A 22,116-nucleotide genomic window follows, 5' to 3' on the forward strand; every position below is an offset into this window, starting at 1 on the left:
AGGCGACTTGCGGCTTATCCATAATTGAGTGTCAGATCCGGGAAAACCAGGGTGCGGCGCTGGTGCGGCACGGAAGGCTCCGGCGAGGCCGGCCGCGGCACCAGGCAGAAGCCGACGCCGCGGACGGTGTGGATGCGGTCGCTACCGCCGAGCTTGCCGCGCAGCGAGCTGATGTGTGTGTCGACGGTGCGGCTGGCACGCGAACTCAACGTGCGTGGGTCGTCCCAGATCTCCGCCATCAGGCGCTGCCGGGTTACCACCGTCTCGGCGTGCCGGGCGAGGAAGACCAGCAGGTCGAATTCCCTGCGGGTCAGTTCCACTGCTCGGCCGCCGACGGTGACCTCCCGGGCGGCCACGTTGACGCGCAGGTCACCGGCTTCCAGCACGGTTGTGTCGGCCCGCCCCGCCCCGGCCCGCAGCCCGGCACGCCGGTTGATGGCCTCGACGCGGGCGATGAGCTCACGCAGCTCGACAGGGCTGTCCAGGCAGGAGTCGGCACCCGCCTCCAGCCCCAGCACGCGGTCCAGTTCGGTGCCGGCGTCGGTGAAGGCGATCACCGGAGTGTCGCACCGCTCACGCAGCCGACGGCAGACCTCCAGACCGTCGATGTCCGGAAGCTGCAGGTCGACCAGGATGAAATCCACTCCGCGCAGAGCCCTCAGCGCCGCTGCCCCGGTGTCGACGGTGGTCACCGAGTGCCCCTGCCGTTGCAGCGCCGGAACGAGATGCCCGTGGGCGATACGAGGTTTTCCCACCACGAGGACCCGCATTGTCGCCTTCCTCTCCTGTCGTCTTCGCGGCGGCAGCGTGCCGGACCTCGTCGACCGGCACACGCCATTGCGCGATCAGTCGCGCCTGCCGTACGCCATCAGGAAGGTGCGTACCGCGGTGCGGGCGACGCGTTCGAGCTCCTGGTCGTCGACGGCCTTCGTGCCGAGGTGCGAGCGGGCCTCCATCGGGCCGGTCAGCAGCGCCAGAAACTGCTCGGCCGCCTCGCTGGGGTCGGGTGTGTCGAGGTGGCCGGCCAGCGACAGCCGGGCCAGCCGGTCGGCGAGGGCCTCGCGCAGGCGGCTCGCGCCGTGCCCCCACACCACCTCCAGCAGGTCGGGAAACTGGTTGATCTCGGCGTAGAGCAGTCGGCGCAACGCCCACGACCGCTGGTCGCAACATCGGCGCAGCAGCTGGCGGGCGGCGTCGTGCAGGGCGCTCTCCGGGTCTGCCGCGGCGCCGGTGCCCAGGGACGTCTCGACGACCGCCAGGTTGCCGGCCATCATGTCGCCGGCGACGGTCGCCAGCGCCTCGCGGAACAGGGACTCCTTGTCGCCGAGGTGGTTGTAGACGGTGTGCTTGGCCACGCCGGCGACCTCGGCGATCTCCTCCATACAGGCCCTCGCGAAACCGCGGTTGGCGAACACGGCGAATGCCGCCGCGAGGATCGACTCGCGTTTGTCAATGCGTCCGCGGGCCGCTGGACGGCTGGCGGGGGCGATCGTCGATTCCACGATGAGACCTTACCTCTCCGTGCATTTAACCGCACTATCCGTATCAACTAGTTAGCCAAGTGCATTGCGCCACCCTATCCTGCTCCCTAGACTGCACCCGTCAGTGCAATCTGTTGCTCGACCCAGTGGAGATCATGATGAGTCAAGGAGAGGTGCAACGCCTCGATCCCGCCCTTCGCCGTCTGATCGGCGTGGTGCTGCTGGGCGGGATCATGGGCATTCTGGACGGCTCGATGATCGCCGTGGCCGCCGATCGGCTGGCCCACGACTTCGGCACGTCGCTGGCGGCCGTCAGCTGGGTGTCCGCGAGCTACCTGCTCGCCCTGACCGTGACGATTCCGGTCACCGCCTGGGCGGTCGACCGGGTCGGAGGCCGGCGGCTCTGGCTGGGCGGGCTGGCCGTCTTCCTGGTCGGGTCCATCCTCTGCGGCCTGGCGTGGAACGTGGAGAGCCTCATCGCGTTCCGGGTGCTGCAGGGCATCGGCGCCGGGCTGGTCGACCCGCTCATGCTCACCCTGCTCGCCCGGGCCGCCGGTGGCTCCCGGGTCGGCCGGGTGATGGGCCTGATGGGCGTGGTCGGCTCCAGCGGCCCGGTGCTTGGCCCGATCGTCGGCGGCATCATCCTCGAGTCGCTGTCCTGGCGCTGGATGTTCCTGGTCAACGTGCCGATCGGGCTGCTCGCCCTGGCACTGTCGCTGCGCACCGTGCCGCGCGACGCCGACAACACGGCCCCGGTCGGTCGGCTCGACGTGGTCGGCATCGCCCTGCTCGGCCCCGGCGTCGCCGCCGGTGTGCTGGCCCTGTCCCAGGTCGCCGAGCGCGGCACGGTCACCAACACCTGGGTGCTCGCCCCACTCGCCGCTGCGGTCCTGCTGCTCGGTGGGTACGCCTGGCACGCCCTGCGCCCGCGCCGCACCGCGCCGCTGATCGACCTGCGGCTGTTCACCCGGCCCAGCTTCGCCGCCAGTGTCCTGGTCGGCGGCCTGGTCGGGCTCGTCACCTTCGCCAGCATCTTCGCCCTGCCGCTCTACCAGCAACTGGTCCGGGGCCACGACACCTTCGAGGCGGCCCTGCTGCTCGCCCCGCTCGGCATCGGTTCGGCGATCTCCATGCCACTGGCCGGCCGCCGCTCCGACCGGGTGGGTGCCCGCCTGCTCGCTCTCGGCGGTGCCATCCTGGCCGGTCTCAGTGCCCTGGCCTTCACGCAGATCGGCCCGCAGACGTCGCAGGTGTGGGTGACGGCGGCCTCCTTCACGATCGGGTTCGGGCTGGGTGCCGTGGGTGCGCCGACCATCGGCTCGCTCTACCGCACACTTCCCGCCGAACTCGTCCCGCAGGGCAGCTCGGTGCTCTACATGCTCAACCAGCTCGGTGCCTCGATCGGCATCGCCGCCGTCGCCGTGGTCATGCTGACCGCCGGAGACGGCAATCCGCTGAGCGGCTTCCACGCCGCGTTCTGGACGATGGTCGGCGCACTGGCGGTGCTCATCCTCGCGAGCAACCTGCTGCCCGGGCGCCTCGCGCCGCAGGAGCCGCAGGAGCAGCCGCCGGCCGGCAGCGACACCTCCCTGGCCGGTGCGGAGAAACCGGCATGAGCGTTGTCGTGATCGCCGGTGGCACCGACGGCATCGGCCGTGCCGTGGCGCTGCAACGGCTGGCCGCCGGCCACACCGTCGTCCTCGTCGGCCGGGATCCGGTCAAGGCCGACGCCGTCCGGGCGCAGGCGTCGCCGCCGGGTGCGGGGGAGCGGCTCCACTTCGTACACGCCGATCTCAGCCTGCTGCGCGAGACCTCCCGCGCGGTCGAGCACATCCGGACGACGTACCCGATCGTGGACGCCGTCGTCCTGTGCGCCCGCCACTACCACTCGCGGCGCAGCGTGACCGCCGAGGGTGTCGAGGAGAATCTGGCCCTCTTCTATCTCAGCCGCTACCTGATCAGCCACGGTCTCGCGCCGGCGTTGCGCCGGGCGCCCCGAGCGGTCGTGGTCAACGTGGCCGGTCCGGGCGCGGACCTGAACGTGGTCCGCTGGGACGACCTGGAACTACGCCGGGACTACCACGGCGGCAGCGCCCTGGGGCAGGGAGGCAAACTCAACGACCTGCTCGGCGTCGCGTTCGCCGCACAGCACGGCCCGGCCGGTCCCCGTTACGTGCTCATCCATCCCGGTGTCACCGCGACCGGATTCTCCGGCACCTACGACGCCGCCACGCTGCCGCACATCCGCGCGATGCAGCAGAACGCCAAGCCGGTCTCGGCCGTGCTGCCACCGATTCTCGGCGTTCTGGACGATCCGCCGGACGATCCGCTGACCGCCTTGGTGGAAGGTGTCCGGCTCCGCGTCGACACCGCCGGTTTCGATCCCCGGGCCGCGCGGCGCCTGGACGAGCTGACCCGGCAGCGGCTGGCCGCCCTGGACTTCGATCTTGATCAAAAATTTGGCGACTCCTGAACTACCGGCCAAACCCTTGCGAACTCCTGACGGTACGACCCCCCGGCAGGTCGGTTCGACCCTGCACGCTCAAGGGGTCACACCGACCGCGCCGCCAGTTTGGAGCCTCTCGATGACCTCGGTTCAGCCCTCTCTGCGCCCCGTCCTGGACGATCCCGGCACCGCCGTCGTGCTGGTCACCGTCGTCAAGGGTCGCAACCAGCAGCACCAGCAGGAGCTCGCGGACAGTGCGATCCGGCACTGGCAGAGCGCGGCCGTGCGGGATGCGGAGGGTCCTGCGCAGGCACCCCGTTCGAGGCCGGTGGCGCTCAGCGTCTTCGTCAGCGGCGATGGCCACGAGGTGCTGGCCTACGCCCGATACGCCGGGGACAGCCCGCCACCGGCCGGGCCGGCCGCCCAGGGCGCGGGTGGACCCCAGTGGTGGACGCGCGGCACGGATGAGCCGATATCGATACCGTTCCGGCCGTACCGTGTCGTTCGCGGCAGCGCCGAGGACGGCGCGACGCCGCCGGAGTCCTTTCCCGTCGCCTTCTTCACGATGGACGAGCAGACCTCCGCCCAGAGCTGGGTCGACGGCATGCTGCGCGGGGAGGAGGAACGCGAGGGCACCGACCGCGACTATCCCGGTGCCATCGCCGCTCACCTACAGGTCAGCCTGGACGGGCAGCGGGTGCTGAGCTTCTCCGAATGGCGCAGTGAGGCCCAGGCCGCAGCGCACATCGCCGACGTCTGGGCGCCGTTTCTGGAACGGCTCGGCGCCACCGGAGCCCTCTACCGCCACTACCGTACGGTGGCCGCCTGACCGGGCTGATGCCTGTCGGCGGACCTGGCGGAGCGTTCTGCGCCGAGGCTGAGGCGGTTTGGGTTCCCACCCGGCGGCGGCGGGAGCCTGCCCGCTGCCCTCGCATGGCAGGCTCGGCCCATGATCGATGACTTCGCGAAGGACTACCTGCACGAGGAGCTGCGGTTCACGCGTCAGGCGCTGGTCTGGAAGCTCGACGGCCTGTCCGAGTACGACGTCCGGCGGCCTCTCACAGCGACCGGCACCAACCTGCTCGGCCTGGTCAAACACATGGCGACCTGGGAGGCCAGATACCTGGGAGAGATTTTCGACCGCCCGTTCCCGGAGCCGCTGCCCCGATGGCAGGATGCCGATGGCAGCGACCTGTGGGTGAGCCCGGACGAGAGCCGCGAACACGTCATCGGCTTCTACCGGCGCGCCTGGGACCATGCGGACGCGACGATCAGAGAGCTTTCTATCGACTCACCCGGCCACGTGCCGTGGTGGCCGCGCCCCGACGTGAAGCTGTTCAACATCATGGTCCATGTCCTCAACGACACCAACCGACATGCCGGACACGCCGACATCCTGCGTGAGCAGCTCGACGGGCGGACTGGGGTGGCAGCCGGGTATGAGGAGCGGGTCGACCCGACGGCCCGGGAAGCTCACCGGGCGAAGGTCGAGCGGGCTGCCCAGGAGGCGGCCCTCGGTTCGGATCGTGCTGGCCCGTCCGAGGCGCACGGTGCGATCGGTGCTGCGTCATCTCCCGCCGCGTTCACCTCTACGGCGGGTGGAGACGGACGAGTCGGCGGTAGTCCGTAAGGCTGATCAGCGTTCATCCGCTGCGGCCGGCGCGATCTGGTCGAGGTGTGCGCCGACGGTGGCCCGTGCGGTTGCGTTCGAGGTTCGGCCGGGGCGTAGGAGGGCGTGCAGGATCACGCCGTCGACGAGGGCGTAGAGGCGCTCTGCCTCGACCTTCTGATCGAGACCGGGTCGGAGCGCACCGGCGTCGGCCAGTCGCCGGACCATGGCGGCGAAGGCGTCGGTGAGGCGTTTGTCGATGTCCTTGCGCAGGCCGGCCAGGGTCGGTTCCACGACGGCGCGTGCCGTGAACGCCAGCCACACCTCGCACTCGCCGCGCCGTGGCCGGTCCAGCGGCAGCATCTCCTCGATCATCGACCGGACCACCGCGCGCGGGTCGCCCGTGGTGTCCACGGCCTGGATCCGCTCCTCGATCCGTTCTCCCACCAACCGCAGGGCGAATCCGAGGAGTTCGGACTGGGTGGTGAAGAAGTGGCGCAACGAACCCATGGACAGGCCGGCCTCGCGTGCCACGTTCCGCACCGATGCCTGCTCCAGACCGTCCCGCAGCACGACACGCCAGACCGCTTCGGCGAGCTCGGTCCGTCGGGCCTGCGCATCCACCAGCTTCGGCATTACCCTTTATAACACAGTCGTGCTAGCTTCTTCTTGCTAACACAACTGTGCTAGATAAACGGGGGCATCTGTGTCACGTCGAGAACACGCCTGGCTCACGGCAACGGTGGTCGGCTGGATCGCACTCAACGGCGCGGTACTGCTCCTCGCGCCCGGCGACGCCCCCTTCGACTGGCCGGCGCAGCACGACCCGCCATCCGGGCCCGGCCAGGTGATCGCCGCTCAGGCCACCCTCGTCGAGTTGGCACTGCTCGCCGCCATCGCATACGCGCTCACCCGTGGTCGACCCGCACCGATGATCGCCGAGCGCGTACCGACGCTCTCGACCGCTCGCCGGGAGACCGGACTCGTCCTGGCGTACGGCGTCCTCGCCCAACTCGGTGGCGTGCTCATCGGCCGAGGGCTCGGCTGGCACCCGATCGGCTTCCACCTGGCCGGCACGCTCGTCGGTGCCACCGATCCGGTGGGGCCCGCCGAGGCGGTCGGCTGGGCCGCGTACAACGTCGTGGTCTACGCGCTGGTGCCACTCCTGTGGTTCCGGCGGCGCTACACCGCCCACCAGATGTGTCTGCGCTCGGCGGATCGGCGTGGCGACGCCATCCTCATCCTCGCCGTGCTGGTCCTCGAATCGCTCGCGCAGTGGGCGGTGCTCGGCCACGCGTTCGCCGGGCTGGCCCCGGGTCAGCTCGCCCTCGGAGTGCCACTGACGTTCCTGCTGTACCTGGCTGGCACGGTGCTGCCCACAGTCATCTTCGTGCAGAGCGTCCTCGTCCCCCGATACGCCCGGCTGACCGGCTCCACCACCGCGACAGTCGTCCTCGGCGGCCTGACGTACGCGGCACTGCACGTGTTCGAGGGCTGGGGCAGGTTCGGGTCGCCGCGCGAGGCCACGCTGACGATCCTGTTCGTGCTTCTCATCTACACGCTGCCCGGCGCGTTCAAGACCTGGCTCACCGTCCGGACCGGCAACGCCTGGGTGCACGCGTGGGCGTACCACGCCTTCGCGCCGCACACGATGCACGACACCGGGCTGATCGTTCGGATCTTCCGCCTCTGAAATGTGCGGCCCGGCCGCCGCGGTATCGCCGGATCGTGCGACAGATCCCCTAGGCTGCGGCTCACCGACGACTGCATCGGAGACAGCGGCGATGGCAGACCAGCAGACGAGCGCGCAGAGTTTCGAGGACGGCCGGGCTACCTTCAGCCGCATGTACGACTACCTCCTCGGCGGTGTGCACAATTTTGCGGCCGACCGCGAGGCCGCTCGACAGCTCCTGCGGGCATTTCCGGATGCGGCGGACACCGCCCGGTCGAACCGCCTGTTTCTGGCACGTGCGGTGCGCACACTGGCCGAGGCTGGCATTCGACAATTCCTCGATCTGGGCTCTGGCATCCCCACCCAGGGCAACGTGCACGAGATCGCTCAGGCGATCGACCCGACGATCCGGGTTCTCTACGTCGACATCGACCCGGTGGCGGTCGTCGCCTCCAACCACATCCTCACGGGCAACCCCACGTGCCGCGCAGTCGAGGCGGACTTCACCCGGCCCCAACTGCTCCTCGACGCACTGACCAGCGGCGACCTGGCCACCGTGATCGATCTTGGCCAGCCCACCGCGTTGCTGTACTGCTCCGTCCTGCAACTGGTCCCACCCGACCTGATCGACGGTGTCGTCGCGCCGATTCGCGACCGGCTCGTGCCCGGCAGCGCCCTGACCATCTCCCATCCGGGCACGGCGGTGACCGACGGGTACGACGAATCGAGCGTCTCGTCGGTCGCGGAGGTCTACCGCACCACGGCGGCCGCCGACATCGTCCTGCGCTCGGACGCCCAACTTGCCGCCCTCTTCGGCGGCTTTGGCCTCATCGAGCCGGGGCTGGTGTCACTCAACCAGTGGCGACCGGAGCTTGGCGAGCCGGACCCCTACGCCGCCAAGTCCATGCTGTCCCCGATGCGCGGGGGAGTAGCCGTCCTGCACGCCTGAACGTGGTCGCCGACGCCGTGGCGGCACTCGCAACGTGGGTAGCGCGCCGGCACAGTATGGGCAGCGGCTACCGATGTCACCGCGGGCGGCGGAGGCCAGGGTGGGCGTATGGCCTTTTCGCCGTCGTTCGCCCTCACCCGGGCCGAGGACCAGCTCGTGTTGCAGGTGTCGGTCAGCAACCTGCAGCCGCAGCTGCGCCCCGGCCCACCTACCGGTTACGACCTGAAGCTGGTTGCCGGCGCCGCACAGGGGCACCTGTGGGTGCGCTTCCCCCCGCAGCAACTCCTGGAGAACGCCGCCCGGGGCGCCAGCCCACGACTGGTGCAGACCAAGCCGGTCTTCACGCCACCCAGCGACGTGGTGCTCGTGGTGCGCCCGTCGGACGGCCCGATCGACCTGTCCGTCGCCGGTATCCTGGCCGCGATCTCCCGGCTGGAGATCGTCCCCGGTGAACAGGGCGGCGCGGTCGAACCGCTCGACGTCCGGCCACCCCGGCCGGCCACCTCGGCGTACCACCTGGTCGCGGCCGCGATGGCCGCGCAGGTCGGCCGGCCCGTGGACCCGGCCGCGGCGGAGGACCGGCGCCAGGACCGCGTGGCCCGCCGGGCCGCCGTCAGCCCACCACGATCCGGCGGTACGTCCAGCGCCCGCGCCGCAGACGCCGCGCTGGTGCCCGCCCCGCCGCCGGGCTTCCCGCAGGCGTCGCAGTTCCGCCTGCCCTACCTGCTCAACCTGCAGTCCCCCGGTGGCCACGTCCGGCTGCGGCACGCCGCCGCGGCCCGGGTGAACGCCGGCCGCACCGCCCTGTGGAGCACCCGGCTGGAGGTCACCTCGGTGGACTTCTCGGCCAGCGCCGAACTGCCACTGGCGGCGCGCTTCACCCACACCCCGCAGAGCGGTGCGCCGCAGCCGGGGTGGGCCGACGACGTCGACGACGCGCGGCTCAAGAACACCCTCCGGGCCGACCTGTGCGTCGAGATCTCCGAGCAGTCACGCACCGTCGCGCCGGCCACCGTGCGGCGGCTCGCACTGAGCAGCCTCGGTGGCTGGCTCAGCGTGCGGGGTGACTGGCCCGACCCGCCGCCGGGCTCCACGCCCGAGCAGATCGCCGCCACCGTCGCGCAGTGGCGCCACGACACGTCGATGGGCCGCGACCAGGCGCAACGGATCGTCGTGGTGGGCCGGCTCTACCCGTTCGGCCACCGGGCGATCTTCACCGAGGAGACGGTACGGCGCTTCGAGAGCGGCAGCACCCGGGTCGCCGCGCTGCGCACCGCGGCGACCATCCTGGTCACCGATCCGCAGATGCCGTTCGTGTCGCCCGCCACGTCGGTGGACGACGTGGGCGGCGACGCTCATCGGCGCTGGCCGTTCACCCGCGTCGACGTCGTCACCACGGTGACCCCGCCGCTGGAGGCCGTCCAGCCGCCCGGTGGGATGACCGGCTCACGGGTGCTGCGGCTGGACGCCGCCACACCGTTCGCCTATCAGCTGGTCGGCTACGACCAGGAGGGCAGCCCGGTGCCGTTCGCGCTGCCGCTGCTCTTCGTGCCCAACACCGCCTCCGATGCGCAGGCCCGGGCGTTGTGGGACACCCTCGGCGGCGGAGCACAGGTGCCCGAGAACGTCTTCCGGACCATCCAGGCCGGTGGGCTGCCGCTGGCGGTCGCCCCGATGCCGGAGCCCGGATCGGCGGCGACCCGGTCGGCGGCCGGCCCGGAGGTGCCCACCCCGGAGCAGGCCACGACGGTGCTCGCCCGCAAGGTCGACCTGGCGCTGGACGCCGCCACCGGGCTGCCCGTCGCCCAACAGATCATCGGGCGCGTCGCGGGGCTGGACCGCTACGCGCCGGGGGCGAAAGAGGCGGTGTTGCAGTACGCCGCGCCGTACACCCAGGCGCTCTTCGACGGGGCGAACGCCCAGGGACAGGTCTTCCTGAAGCTGGTCGGCGAATCGCCGGCGGTCGGCCTGGCGCAGCAGGCCACCGGCGGGCTCGCCGCCCTCAGCCTGAGCACCTCGGCGATCTCCCGGCAGTTCGGGGCGCTGGCGGGCGCGAACCTGACCACCCTGGCAGCCGGGGCGGTGGACCTGTCGTTCCTCAAGGACGCCGACAAGCTGCTGGGTCTGGCCAGGCTCAAGGATCTGCTGCCCACCGACGAAGGCATCGTCCGGGAGCTGGGCAAGGCCTACAAGATGGTCAGCGACCTGGTCGACGGCGTCGCCTCGCAGGTGTTGACCTGGGACACCAAGCTCTTCGGCGACAAGCCGCAGGCCCGCTTCCACCAGGGCTTCGTGGTGCTGCGGCCGGTGCGGGAGAACCCCGGTGACGCCAACCAGGCCACCCTGCGGATCACCCAGACCACCGAGGTGGACACCGCCCGGCTGGAGACCCGGTCCACCAGCGAGTGCGTGGTCCAGCAGGTGGAGTTGCAGATCCACTCCACCACCACGCCGGCCTTCGACACCGTGCCGCTGCTCAGCGTGCCGATCAGGAGCATCCGGTTCACCAGCAGGGACGCCGGCAAGCCCGACGTCGACATCAAGCTGGGTGCGCTGCGCTACGGCCAGGTGCTCGCCTTCATCGCCACCCTGGCCGAGGTGGTCGACCAGGAGGGCTTCTCCGACCCGCCGGCGCTGACCGTGACCCCGACCGGAGTGCGGTCCGGCTTCAGCTTCCCGGTGCCGTCGCTGGCGATCGGCGTCTTCGCGCTGGAGAACATCGCCATCTCCGCCGGCGCGGAACTGAACTTCACCGGCGACCCGTACCCGCTCTCCTTCGATCTTGGCTTCTCCACCCCGGACAACCCGTTCCGGCTGACCATCGCCGCGCTCGGCGGGGGTGGGCACCTCGCCATCGGCGTGGCCACCACCGGCCTGATCAAGCTGGTCGGTGCCCTGGAGTTCGGCGCCTCGCTCTCGGTCGACCTGTTCGTGGCGCGCGGGTCGGTGGAGGCGATGGGCGGTGTGCTCTTCGACATCGACGCCAGCAAGGACATCGCCCGCATCGGCGGCTACTTCCGCATCCGCGGAGAGGTCGAGGTCCTGAGCATCATCAGCGTCTCGATCACCCTGACGCTCACCCTCGACTACGACCTCGACTCCAACGAACTGTACGGCTACGCCGAGATCGCCGTGGAGATCAAGGTGCTGTTCTTCAGCGAGTCGGTGGTGGTGCCCATGGAGCGCCGCTTCGCCGGCCCCAGCGCCGATCCGACCTTCGCCCAACTGATGGCGCCGACCGGGCGGCCCGGCCCGCGCCCGTGGGACACCTACTGCGCCGCGTTCGCACAGGAGTAGACGATGACGTACAGCGTGCTCTGGACCGTTCTGCCGGCCGGCTTCGCCGACGGCAGGGCGCAGCTCAGCCTGGTCGCCGCCCCGCGCGGCCAGGGCATCACCACGATCGACGGTACGCCGCTGGCGAACTGGCCGGCGGTGGTCAACGCCCTCGGGCCGCTCTTCCTGGCCGACACCGGTGGCGGCGAGCCGCAGCCGCTGACCCGGCGCGGCGGCCCGGCGTCGACGCCGCTGTGGACGGCGCTCTTCGGCCCGGCCACCCGGGTGCTCACCAAGGCCGGCGGGCGCCGTGCGTTGGGAGCCGCCCGACCGGGGCCGACCTTCGCCGTCACCGCGACGGCTCTGGAGCAGATGTACGCCAGCGTCAACGACACCAACCCCACCGGCTCGCTGGGCGCCGACCATGTGGTGCGACGGGCGATCGCCGCACTGGCCACGGTGGACAGTGATCCCCGGGTGGCGCGGGCGATGGGCCGGGAGGTCGGTGCCGCCCTGCTCGCCCCGGCGGCGACGTCGAGCGCGACGCTGGCCACGGCGGTGCGGCGGCTGCGCGAGGAGGGCCACGAGGACCTGGCGATGGCGCTGCCGATCGCCGCCTACGCCCGGTGGCTACGCCGCGCGGGTGGCCCCCGCCGGGCACCCGGTCCGGACGGGCGGGCCGCCGGTGGGCCGCTGACCGGGGTCAACTCGGTCACCCAGGCCGACTTCCACCAGGTCTGCACCCTGCTGATGGCGCACCCCGCACTCTCCGTACCCCTGGGTCTCCGCGTTGATCTCGAGCTGGCGCCGTTCGACGGCGCGCGCACCGTCCGGGTGGTGGACGCGGCCGGTCAGCCGCTGAACGGCCTGGTGCCCCGTTCCCAGCCGTTCAGCGCGGTGGTCAGCGACCTGTCCGCGCGCCGGTTCACCATGGCCACCGAGCCGGACGCCCGCGCCGAAATCGTCGGCGGGGTGCTCAACCTGCGCAACCCGGCCACCACCTACGTGCTGACAAGTGTGGATGTGGCCAGCCTGAGCGGTCAGCTGGCGGCGGCGTCGACCGCGTCGGCGCGCTCCGGCGAGCCGCTGCCGGCCCGGCTGCCGGTGCGCCGCGACGTCGGTCTGACCCTCGGCCAGCAGGCCCGCGCCGAGGCGGTGGTCAGCCACGTCACCAGCCGCACCGATGCGATCGCCTCGGCTGGCGTGCAGGCCCCGGCGGTGCTGTTCGCCGACGACGTGACCACCGGCTACCGGCTGGACGTGGCCACCGACGGCGGGCCGTTCCGGTCGCTCATGCGCCGCCGGGTGCGCTACACGGTGGGGGAGTTGACAGTCGACGCCGACGACGAGGGCCGCACCGAAGCGGTGGTCGCCGCACAGCAGGATGACGAGTTCGGCGTCACCCGGCTCGTCGTCGGCGAGGAGATCGCCGGGTGGGACGGTTGGGGCCTGTCGGTCGGCAAGCCGGGGCCGAAGGTGGGCGGCGACGGCCGCGACAGCCCGGAGGTGGAGGAGATCGACAGCGCCCTCGCGCCCGGCTATCCGCTGCGCGCGGAGGTCACCACCGCGCCGGGCACGCTACCGAGGCTGCGCTACGGACGCAGTTACCAGCTCCGGGCCCGGGCGGTGGACATCGCCGGCACCGCGATCGACCCGGACGTCTGCGATCCCACCCAGGTGCTGCCCGCGGTGCGCTACCTCCGCCACGAGGCGGCCGGCTCGCCCACCCTGGTGCCGACCAGGCGCTTCACCGAGGGCGAGTCGCTGCTCCGGCTGGTGGTGCGCAGCGACGGCCAGGGCACCCTGCTGGGCACCTGCGAGCGGCACGTCGCCGCACCGGACAGCCCGCAGATGCTGGCCGAGCGGCACGCCATGTTCGACGCGGCGTTCGGGCCGCAGGCCACCCCGGCGGTCCGCGAGCGGATGTTCGCCGTCGCCCGCCGGGAGGAGGGCTCGTTCCTCGACCCGATGGTGCCCGGCCCGAACGGTGCGATGGTGCCCCAACCGGGCCTGCAGCTGGTCACCAGCGACCCGACCAGGCAGGTCAAGGGCACTCTGCCGGTGCCGCGCGGTCGAGCGCTGCCCAACGGCGCCTACGTGGTGATCGACGCGCCGGCCGCCCTGCTGCCCTACCTGCCGGACCCGGCCGTCGCGGGCGTGGCCATCGGCGGTGTGCCGGGTGCGTCGCCGGTGGTGAGCACGGAGTACGGGGGCAGCTGGCCGGATCTGCCGCCGGCGAAGCTGGTGGTCCGCCCGATGTCGGCCGGCTCCGGCGTGGTGCAGGTTTCGGTGAAGAAGTCCGGTGGCCGATCGGTGCTGATCGTCGAGGTTCCTCCCGGCGTGGAGCAGACCTTCGAGCTGTCCAGCACGCTGCACCCCGACCGGCTGGACCACCTCGCCGTCGGTGCCGCCGACCCGCAGGACGTCCTGGACGGGCAGGTGCTGGGCCTGTCCTCCCGGCAACCGGTCACCGTGGTGCACGCGGTGCAGAAGCCGCTGGTGGCACCGGCCCTGATCGGGCCGCCCACGGTCACCGCGACCGGCGTGACCGGGCAGGTCACCGTCACCGCGCAGGTGCAGGCGCACCGGCCGACCACCGGTCGGGTGCACCTGGCGGCGTCCTGGCTCGAAGCGGTGGACGCGGGCACCGGCAGCGTCGACCCGCAGCCGCGTACCGCCACGCTCGCCCCCACCGACCTGGAGCGCGCCGGTGGACCGGCGACGCTGACCGCGTCGCAGTTCTTCGGCGACACCCGGCACCGGGCGGTCACCTACCGACCGGTCGGGTCCACCCGGTTCCGGGAGTACTTCCCGGCCGTGCCGGACGGTGACCAGAGTCAACTGCGCGAGGGCACCGAGATGTTGGTGCACGTGCCCAACCGGGCCGTGCCGCCACCACCGGACGTGCACTCGGTGGTGCCGTCGTTCCGCTTCACCAGGGGCACGGAGTTCGGCGAGTGGACCAGCACCCGGGAGACGATGGGCGTGCGGGTGTGGCTCAACCGCCGCTGGAATCGCACCGGCGAGGGCGAGCTGCTCGGCGTGGTGCTCTTCGCCAGCCCGACCGACGGTGACGTCGAGGAGGGCCGGGCGCTGTCCGGCCTGGTCACCCGGTGGGGCAGCGACCCGATCGAGGAGATCGGCCTCGGCGACCAGCAGCACTTCGTCGCCGGCGACTTCGACACACCGGGCCAGGTCACGACCACCGTCACGCTGCTGGACCCGGCCGCGGGCGGCCGGCAGGTCACCGTGATCGGGCACCCGGTGCACTTCGACGCCGAGCGGGACCTGTGGTTCGCCGACATCGACGTGGACGTCGACCTCGCGGTGTGGCCGTTCCTGCGACTGGGACTGGTGCGCTTCCAGCCGCACTCACTGCCCGGCCGCGCGGTCTCCCGGGTGGTCACCACCGACCTGGTCCAGCTGCCCCCGCACCGGCAGATCAAGGTGAAGAAGTTCGGGGCCACCGGAGTGCGGGTCAACGTCTTCGGCAAGCCCGCCACCGCCAGCGAGTTCACCATGCGGCACGAGCGCCGGATGCCCGACCCCTTCCTGGCCAGCTCCGACATCGGCTCCGACAGCGGCGTCCGAGCGCAGGAGGGCACCACCGGCACGCCCGGTGACGGCTGGCGGGTCACCACCCTGCCCGCACCGGCCGGTGGCATCGCCGCGATGCGCCTGGAGTGGGTGGCCGCCGGGGCACCACCGGATCAGCTCATGCGCGAGCTGCGCGCCGGCCGGGTCGTGGTGCAGGAGCGCCAGCGCGGCTGGGCGGTCACCGGTCCGGGCGAAGCCCTGCGGACGGTCTACACCGAGATCTTCGACCGCGCGGTGATCGATCCCAACCCGCCAGCCACCACCGCCGCGACCGAGGAGAGCTGAGCACAGTGGACGTCTTCCGACTGCACATCCGTGACGAGGTCCGCATCGATCAGGCGCTCGTCGACGGTCTGCCGCAATCGACAATCATCGGTGGTCGGCCACTGGTTTTCATCGGCCGCCGGGTGGTGCTGCTCGGCGCGGTGATCCGCGGCTTTCGCGATGTCGTCATCGTCGGTGACGAGGTGGTCGGCGGCGGCCCGGCCGGTACGCCATCGCTGGCGATGCAGGTGCCCGGCACCCCGGCGCAGGGCGAGGAGGGCCTCGCCGGCCGCCAACTGGTGATCCACGCCCGCAGGCTGACGGACGTCTCCGCCACCAGCACCGGGCAGCGCGGCGGCAAGGGTGCGACAGGCGATCCCGGCCCACCGGTCAACGACCCGAACGTCTCGCGGACCACGGCGCTGCCGCCACCGCCCCCGCCGCCGATCGGCGGGCATCCCGGTCTACGGGGTTACCCGGGCGGCCCCGGAGGAGCCGGAGGCCCGGTGCACGTCTTCTACGTCGAGGCCTCCGGCACCAACACCTTCGCCGGAGTCGGCGGCCAGGGTGGCACGGGCGGTGATGGTGGACCAGGTGGGCCAGGCATTCCGAACGAACCGGAGAATCAGGGCCCGCAGGGGCCGCCGGGGGAGCCGGGTGGCCAGGGCGGCGCCCGCGCCGCCGAGGTGCTGGCCCGCACCCCGCAGCAGTACGACGAGGAGCTACGCCCACAGCTCTCCGGGCGCGGTGGCGACCGCTGGGCCGAACAGCGCGGCAGGCAGGCGTGGTACGAGTTCCGCTCCGGCAACCTGGTGGAGGCAGAACGGGAGTACGCCGCCGTCGAGTGGCTTCGTCCGGGCGCCATGGCAGCACAGTTGCGGGCCCTGATGGCCGACCACCGCACCGAGATCGGCGTGGAGCGCGACCTGGAACTGGATCTGGTGCCGGCTGTCGACTTCTACGCCGGGCAGTGGCGCGCGGCGGCGGACACCCTCCGGGCGGCGCTGTTCGCGCCCGGCGACGGCCCGCTGCTGCTCGCCGGCGACCAGCAACGGCTGCTGCGGGCCCGGGAGGCGATCCGCACCCAGTTGACCGCGCTGCTGGGCGAGCAGGGGCCGCTGGAGGAGACCATCGGGGAGAGCGCCCGACGCCGACGGGCAGCCGCCGAGCAGGCCCAGCAGGCCTCCGGGCATCTGATCGGCCACAGTGTGCTGCGCATCCAGGAACGCCTCGGCGACCTGACCGTCGCCGAGGCGCTGATCTCGTACGGCTCCGGCACTGTCTCCGGGTCCGACCTGGTCACGACGATCGCCCAGGTGCTCGGCGCGCCCGACCCCACCCAGCCACCGGGTGCCGCGGGGCTGCTGTTGCCGGCGGACACCGACCTGCTTGTCGACGCCGGCACCGCGGCCGGCGGCCCCTACCTCGCCGGACGGCCCGCCACCAGCCAACTGGCGGCCGCCGGTGTCGGCCTGGCCGCGCACGGTCAGTGGGCCCAGGTCGGCACCCCCGGCTCCGGGCGGGTCGTGCACCTGCGCCGGGTCGCCGCCGACCTGCGCGCCGCCCAGGGTGACGGGCCCCTGCGGGACCTGCTGATCGAGCTGACCGAGGCCTGCCACAGCTGGCGGTTGGCGACGCTGCGGCTGCGGCAGATCGCCGGCACGACGGCGGCCATCGACGACCTCAAACGGCGCGCCCGGGAGGCGATCCGGGACCTGGACTCGGTGGACACCGACGACCGGCCGGCCAAGTCGCCGGTGTCCCGACTGCTGCGCGGCCTGCTCTGCCTCTTCGACGCACTGGACCACTGGAGTCAGCGGGCCCAGCGGGCGTTGAAGCTCTACATCCTGGACCGGGGCAACCCGGGCGGCATCTCGGGACAGACCGCGGCGCTGGCCTACCCGGACCTGGATCTGGACCTGGACGAGAAGGTCCCGCCCGACTTCCCGGTGGGCACCTACGACCTGATGATGAACGCCATCTTCACCCGGGACCCGGTGGCGGAGCGCGACCGGCACCGGGCCAAGGGGCGGTCACTGGTGGTCCAGGACGGCACCCAGGTGATCCACAACGCGTTCTCCGTCGGCGTGCACCCCGCGGCGATCAACCGGTTCGTCAACGCCAAGTCGCTGTGGTTCGACCTGCCGCTGGCCAAACTGCCGCCCGGGCTGGCCGAGTTGAAGGTGGTCGGGGTCACCGTCAACCTGCGGGGGATGGCCGGCAACGACAACAGCCTGCCGATGACGATCACGCATGCCGGCTTCTCCCAACAGCGCGACCTCGACCTCGGCGTGCACGACCTGACCGGTCCTCCGGCCACCCAGGAGTTGGTGCTGCGCTTCGAGCCGGCCACCCAGGTGTGGACCGGCGACACGGCCGCCGTCCCCGGTCAGGAGCACCTGTTCAGCCTGTACGGGCGTGGCCTCACCGGTGGCTGGACGTTGGCCTACGACTCGGTGACCGTCCCGTTCACCGGCCTGCACCAGGTCGACGTCAACATCCAGTACGAGGCGCTGGAGTCCCTCGACTCGGTCTCGCTCAAGCGGGTGGAGCACGCCCGCACCGGGCTCTTCGTCGGGGCCCGGGCGACCGGCCGGGTGCTGCTCACCGGCCCGGCACCGGCCGGCGGCAAGCGGGTCACCCTGCACAGCGACCGCCCCGATCTGGTCCGGGTGCCCAGTGGGGTGGACGTCGTCGCGGGAGCTTCCACGGCTGAGTTCGCGATCGACGTGCTGGCACCCACCGGTCCGCAGCCGATCGACATCGCGGCCAGCATGGCCGGCGTCCGGCGTGCGGCGATCGTGTACGTACCGCCACCGGTGCCGGCGGCGCCGCTGGTGACGACGGTGCCCCTGGGCGGTCCGGGCGCCGTCGCGGCGGTGGCGGTGGCCCGCGACGGCGCCGGCGGACGGGTCTTCGCCACCCACTCACCTTCCGACCGGCCCGACGACGACGGCACCCTGAGCAGTTGGGACCTGGCACTGACCCAGGCGCGGACGGCCGCCGTGGGTCACGGGCCGCGCGCGCTCACCATCCAGCCGCAGGGCAACCACGGATTCGTGGTCAACGGTGGCCACCACGACTTCGCCGTGCAGCGCTTCGAGGTGACCGCGGGCCTGCCACAACCGGGGATCAGCAGGCCGATCGGGCTGGGCGTGGTCGACGTGGCGCTCGACGCGGCCGCTCAGCGGCTCTACGTGGTGCACCAGGGCGGTGCGCCGCCGGTGGGAGTCAACATGCACGTGCGGGTGCTCTCCCCGACCGACCTCAGCGAACTTGACGTGGTGGGTGACGAGGACGGCTTCGCCGGGATCATCGCCGCCGCCGTGGACAGCACCGCGGCACGCGTCTACGTCGCCCGGACCTTCCGCTCCGGCGTACCCGAGACGGCAGCCATCTCGGTGATCACCCGGCGCGCGGACGGCCGGCACGCGATCACCGGCACGATCGACCTGGAGGATGTGCTGCTGCAACCGGTCGACGTGGCGGTCGACGTACCGGCCGGGTTGGTCTTCGTGTCCTGTCTCGGCGGCAGCACCACCCACCCCGCGGTCGTGGTGCTCGACCAGGGCGACTTTCCCACCGACGGCGGCACCCGGCCGGTGCCGGCCGGCGCGGTGCTGCCGGTGCCCGGCGGTGGTCGGGCGGTGGCCACCCGACCGGGGACCGGCATCGGTTACGTCGCGACCTCGGCCGGTCTGCTGATGGTGGACGGCCGCTCCCGGGCCCTGCGGGTGGCGGTCAAGCTGGGCACCGTACCGTGCTCGGTGGCGGTTGACCCGGTCACCGGCGTGGCCTACGTCGGTGACTCTCTCGCCGGCACCCTGAGCCGGGTGCTCACACCGGCCGACGTGGCGCCTCGGGCGTGGCGCTAGCCGGGCCGATGCCCCGCGCGCGGGCGGCCGCCGCGGCCTCCTGCCGGTTGCGCACCCCCAGCTTGTCGAAGATCGCCGCGACGTGGTGGTCCACGGTGCGCACCGACAGCACCAGGTCGGCAGCGATCTCGGCGTTGGTCCTCCCGGCGCTGAGCTGGCTCAGCACCAGCAGTTGCCGCTCGGTGAGGTGGGCCGGGTTGGCCCGGGTGCCGCGGCGCGCGCCACGCGGGACCCGGGCACCCCGACCGCGCAGCCGGCCCCGGACCAGGTCGGCCGCCGCCACCGCGCCGAGCCCGTCGAGTATCCGCAGACCCTCGGCCACCGTGGTGGCGTCCGGGGATTCGGCCAGCTCCAGAGCCTGCTCGTACGGGTCGCCGTGGGTCGCCCACCGCGCCGCCGCGGTGGCCCAGTCACCACGGGCACCTGCCGCGTACGCCTGGGTCACCACCAGATCGGACGCCTGCGTGCCCACCGCATCGGTCACCGGGCTGCCGACCGGGTCGACGGTGACGCCCAAGCGGACCAGATACCGCACCGCCTCGGCCCGGAACGGCGCGGCACCCGGGTGCGCGAGGCGGGGCAGCAACTCGGCGGCGACCTCCTCCGCGCGCTGACTGTCGTTGGTGAGCCAGGCCCACTCCAGGTAGGCGAGGCCGGCGTACGCCGTGCCCAGCAACAGCCGGCCGCGACGGGCCCGATCCCACGCCTGCGCCAGCAGCGGCGCGGCGGCCGGGTCACCCCGGCGGGCGCGTAGCCGGGCGTACCAGGGGACGCTGTAGACGTACAGCATGTCCGGGTGGTTCTGGCGCTGCGCCAGCGCGCGCAGCCCCGGCTCGGCGTGGTCCCAGCCGCCGCGGCGCAGCTCGACAAGCAGATCGTGCACCCGCATGTTGTAGGCGTGCGACCAGAATCCGTGCTCCTCGGCGAAGGCCAGCCCGGCGCGTACGCACCCGGCCGCCTCGGCCAGGGCACCCATCCGGAAGAGCATCTCGCCGAGGTTGGTGTAGCCGCGCGCGACATACTCCAGCAGGCCGTCCTCGCGGGCCGTGTCCACGCTCTGGCGCAGCATGGCCAGCCCACCGGCGTCACCCACCTCGATCCGGGCGATGCCGAGATAGTTGAGGCACAGGGTGTCCAGGTCGCTGCGGCCGGCCTGGCCGGCCCGCTTGCGCGCCGACTCCAGGGCGGTGACCGCCCGCGTGAAGTCGTCGGTCAGGGCCAGGATGGCGCCCTGATAGAGCAGTGCGTGTGCCGCCGCCGCGTCGTCGGCCCGGTTGTCGAGGATCCGCACGGCCTCACCAGCGGTCCGCTCGGCGGCGTCGGTCTCGCCGGCCATGAACTGGTGCCGGGAGACGCGGATCAGGCAGCGCCCCCGGGCCGGCTCGTCGCCCAACGCGGCGTACTCCCGGGCGGCCTGCTCGCCGACCCGCACCGCCTCGTGGAACCGGTGCGCGTTGTAGAGCTCCCAGCCGTACTCGTCCAACAGGGCGGCGCTCTCCGCGCCGCCCAGCCGGTCGCGGTAGGGCAGCACCGACTCGAGGAGCACCAGTGCCTGCCGGTGCGAGCCCGCCGCCGCCGCGGCGCGGGCCGCGCTCGGGCCGACCGCGACCACTGTCGCCGGATCGTCCCCGGCGACGGCGTGGTGCACCAGGCGTTCCCGGTCCGGCGACGACTCGGCCCGCAGCGCCGCCAGCACCCGGCGGTGCAGTAGTCGCCGACGCAGCTCCGGCAGGTCGGCCTCGATCGCCCGGCGGGCCAGCTCGTGTCGGAAGGCCAGACCGTCCGGGCGTACCTCGATCACCCCGTTCTGCTCCGCCTCGGCCAGCGCGGCCAGCGCCTGCGGCCCGAGCAGGATGGCGGCCAGGTCCACCCCGACCGCCCGCGGGACCACGCAGAGCTGCGCCAACGCCTCCTGGCAGGCGGGTGCGAGGCGGCGGCACCGGGCGCGGACCGCGTCGCGCACCGCACCCGAGGCGGCCGAGCCGTCGGACGCCAGCGACTCACTGACGAAGAACGGGTTGCCGCCGGTCAGGGCGTGCAGCGCAGCGCCGTCGTGGCCGGTGCCGGCCGCCATCCGGGCCACCGCGGCGGCGGACAGCGGGGCCAGCGGGACGCGGACCACCGGCACCGTGGTCAACGATCCCAGCAGGCGGTGGACGGGGTGCGCGTCGTCCACGTCGTCGCGCATGGTCAGCAGCAGAACGGCCGGCAGCGGCCCGATCCGCCGGGCCGTGTAGATCAGCACATCGACGGTCGCCTCATCTGCCCAGTGGATGTCCTCCACCACCAGGAGCGTCGCGGGGGCGCCGCGCAGCTCGGCCAGAATCGCGGGCAACACCGCCACCAACGGGTACGTGGCCGCGCCGCTCGGCGCGGTTGGCAGGTGCGGCGCGGTCAGGGCGGCCGCCAGGGGACCCCCATGATTCGCCACCGCCTCGCGCAACGGCGCCAGAGGAGCGGGGGCGATCAGATCGTCGCACCCGCCGGAGAGTGCCCGCACCGCCGGATCGACCTCGGCGAGCAGGTGGCGCACGACGCTGGTCTTGCCGATCCCCGCCTCACCGGTGAGCAGGGCCACCGAGCCGGCGCCGCCCAGCGCGGCATCGACGGCGGCCCGCAGCGTGGTCAGCGCGGACCGGCGCTCCAGGAGTTGGGCAGGCATTCTTCGATGGTGCCACCCGCACCGGAGGCGAGTCCGGTTGAGACGGCTTGCTGACCGTGCTGTCCCAAATCGGTGCCCTCGAGCCGGACGCGCCGACCCCGACGCAATCAGACCGTCGAACCTTCAGCCGAAGCGTGAGTCGCGGTACGCCGGTGAGTGAGCAGTTTCGACCGAGCACGTGGTAGCCGCGAATAGCTGGGTGAAACGCCGGGAAGCGCCATATCCGGACCGGGTGGATCGAGATGACACCCACCTCAGTATGAAGTGGTCGTTTACGATTCGGCT

12 protein-coding genes and 1 pseudogene are annotated in these 22,116 nt (G+C 72.3%); 9 read left to right on the plus strand and 4 right to left on the minus strand.

The window, feature by feature from the left end:
- Positions 1-14: 14 nt before the first annotated feature.
- On the minus strand, positions 15-770 hold the full coding sequence (locus AB0B57_RS03795) for a response regulator transcription factor (RefSeq protein ID WP_357064847.1): 756 nt from the start codon (positions 768-770) through the stop codon (positions 15-17).
- Between the two features lie 75 nt (positions 771-845).
- Positions 846-1,502: a TetR/AcrR family transcriptional regulator gene (locus AB0B57_RS03800; RefSeq protein ID WP_357064849.1), complete on the minus strand. Its 657-nt coding sequence runs from the start codon at positions 1,500-1,502 to the stop codon at positions 846-848.
- Positions 1,503-1,639: 137 nt separating this feature from the next.
- Here AB0B57_RS03800 and AB0B57_RS03805 point away from each other — a divergent pair, with 137 nt between their 5' ends.
- The 4 genes and pseudogenes from AB0B57_RS03805 to AB0B57_RS03820 form a co-directional block, all read left to right on the plus strand.
- Entirely contained in the window at positions 1,640-3,097 is a 1,458-nt protein-coding gene (locus AB0B57_RS03805; protein ID WP_357064851.1) for an MDR family MFS transporter, read from the plus strand.
- Positions 3,094-3,954 carry an SDR family NAD(P)-dependent oxidoreductase gene (locus tag AB0B57_RS03810; RefSeq protein ID WP_357064853.1) on the plus strand — a complete coding sequence of 287 codons (861 nt, stop codon included), beginning with the start codon at positions 3,094-3,096 and terminating at the stop codon, positions 3,952-3,954. Before AB0B57_RS03805 ends, AB0B57_RS03810 begins: the two co-directional genes overlap by 4 nt.
- A gap of 112 nt (positions 3,955-4,066) precedes the next feature.
- Positions 4,067-4,756 (plus strand): hypothetical protein, encoded by a 690-nt coding sequence (locus AB0B57_RS03815; RefSeq protein WP_357064854.1) that lies wholly within the window; start codon positions 4,067-4,069, stop codon positions 4,754-4,756.
- Between the two features lie 120 nt (positions 4,757-4,876).
- Positions 4,877-5,449 (plus strand): annotated as a pseudogene (locus AB0B57_RS03820) (DinB family protein); the annotation flags it as partial.
- A gap of 114 nt (positions 5,450-5,563) precedes the next feature.
- Here AB0B57_RS03820 and AB0B57_RS03825 read toward each other — a convergent pair.
- Positions 5,564-6,172 carry a TetR family transcriptional regulator C-terminal domain-containing protein gene (locus tag AB0B57_RS03825; protein ID WP_357064855.1) on the minus strand — a complete coding sequence of 203 codons (609 nt, stop codon included), beginning with the start codon at positions 6,170-6,172 and terminating at the stop codon, positions 5,564-5,566.
- Between the two features lie 70 nt (positions 6,173-6,242).
- Here AB0B57_RS03825 and AB0B57_RS03830 point away from each other — a divergent pair, with 70 nt between their 5' ends.
- The 5 genes from AB0B57_RS03830 (at position 6,243) to AB0B57_RS03850 (ending at position 19,169) form a co-directional block, all read left to right on the plus strand.
- Positions 6,243-7,229 (plus strand): hypothetical protein, encoded by a 987-nt coding sequence (locus tag AB0B57_RS03830; RefSeq protein ID WP_357064857.1) that lies wholly within the window; start codon positions 6,243-6,245, stop codon positions 7,227-7,229.
- Positions 7,230-7,320: 91 nt separating this feature from the next.
- Positions 7,321-8,157 (plus strand): SAM-dependent methyltransferase, encoded by an 837-nt coding sequence (locus AB0B57_RS03835; RefSeq protein ID WP_357064859.1) that lies wholly within the window; start codon positions 7,321-7,323, stop codon positions 8,155-8,157.
- Positions 8,158-8,265: 108 nt separating this feature from the next.
- The gene (locus AB0B57_RS03840; RefSeq protein WP_357064860.1) at positions 8,266-11,454 is read left to right on the plus strand and encodes a hypothetical protein; all 3,189 of its coding nucleotides are present in this window, start codon (positions 8,266-8,268) and stop codon (positions 11,452-11,454) included.
- Between the two features lie 3 nt (positions 11,455-11,457).
- The gene (locus tag AB0B57_RS03845; RefSeq protein ID WP_357064862.1) at positions 11,458-15,315 is read left to right on the plus strand and encodes a hypothetical protein; all 3,858 of its coding nucleotides are present in this window, start codon (positions 11,458-11,460) and stop codon (positions 15,313-15,315) included.
- Positions 15,316-15,320: 5 nt separating this feature from the next.
- On the plus strand, positions 15,321-19,169 hold the full coding sequence (locus AB0B57_RS03850; RefSeq protein ID WP_357064864.1) for a hypothetical protein: 3,849 nt from the start codon (positions 15,321-15,323) through the stop codon (positions 19,167-19,169).
- On the opposite strand, the gene AB0B57_RS03855 is transcribed toward AB0B57_RS03850, so the two are convergent.
- Positions 19,132-21,831 carry an AAA family ATPase gene (locus AB0B57_RS03855; protein ID WP_357064865.1) on the minus strand — a complete coding sequence of 900 codons (2,700 nt, stop codon included), beginning with the start codon at positions 21,829-21,831 and terminating at the stop codon, positions 19,132-19,134. The two genes, AB0B57_RS03850 and AB0B57_RS03855, sit on opposite strands and share 38 nt — an antisense overlap.
- Between the last annotated feature and the right edge of the window lie 285 nt (positions 21,832-22,116).

Origin of the sequence: Micromonospora sp. NPDC049101 (assembly GCF_040648675.1) — a bacterium.
Taxonomy (GTDB): Bacteria; Actinomycetota; Actinomycetes; order Mycobacteriales; family Micromonosporaceae; genus Micromonospora.

What these genes read in the sequence shown, in the direction of transcription:
- AB0B57_RS03795 (WP_357064847.1), bottom strand. Translation starts at nt 770, where the DNA reads ATGCGGGTCCTCGTGGTGGGAAAACCTCGTATCGCCCACGGGCATCTC.
- AB0B57_RS03805 (WP_357064851.1), top strand. Translation starts at nt 1,640, where the DNA reads ATGAGTCAAGGAGAGGTGCAACGCCTCGATCCCGCCCTTCGCCGTCTG.
- AB0B57_RS03810 (WP_357064853.1), top strand. Translation starts at nt 3,094, where the DNA reads ATGAGCGTTGTCGTGATCGCCGGTGGCACCGACGGCATCGGCCGTGCC.
- AB0B57_RS03815 (WP_357064854.1), top strand. Translation starts at nt 4,067, where the DNA reads ATGACCTCGGTTCAGCCCTCTCTGCGCCCCGTCCTGGACGATCCCGGC.
- AB0B57_RS03825 (WP_357064855.1), bottom strand. Translation starts at nt 6,172, where the DNA reads ATGCCGAAGCTGGTGGATGCGCAGGCCCGACGGACCGAGCTCGCCGAA.
- AB0B57_RS03835 (WP_357064859.1), top strand. Translation starts at nt 7,321, where the DNA reads ATGGCAGACCAGCAGACGAGCGCGCAGAGTTTCGAGGACGGCCGGGCT.
- AB0B57_RS03840 (WP_357064860.1), top strand. Translation starts at nt 8,266, where the DNA reads ATGGCCTTTTCGCCGTCGTTCGCCCTCACCCGGGCCGAGGACCAGCTC.
- AB0B57_RS03845 (WP_357064862.1), top strand. Translation starts at nt 11,458, where the DNA reads ATGACGTACAGCGTGCTCTGGACCGTTCTGCCGGCCGGCTTCGCCGAC.
- AB0B57_RS03855 (WP_357064865.1), bottom strand. Translation starts at nt 21,831, where the DNA reads ATGCCTGCCCAACTCCTGGAGCGCCGGTCCGCGCTGACCACGCTGCGG.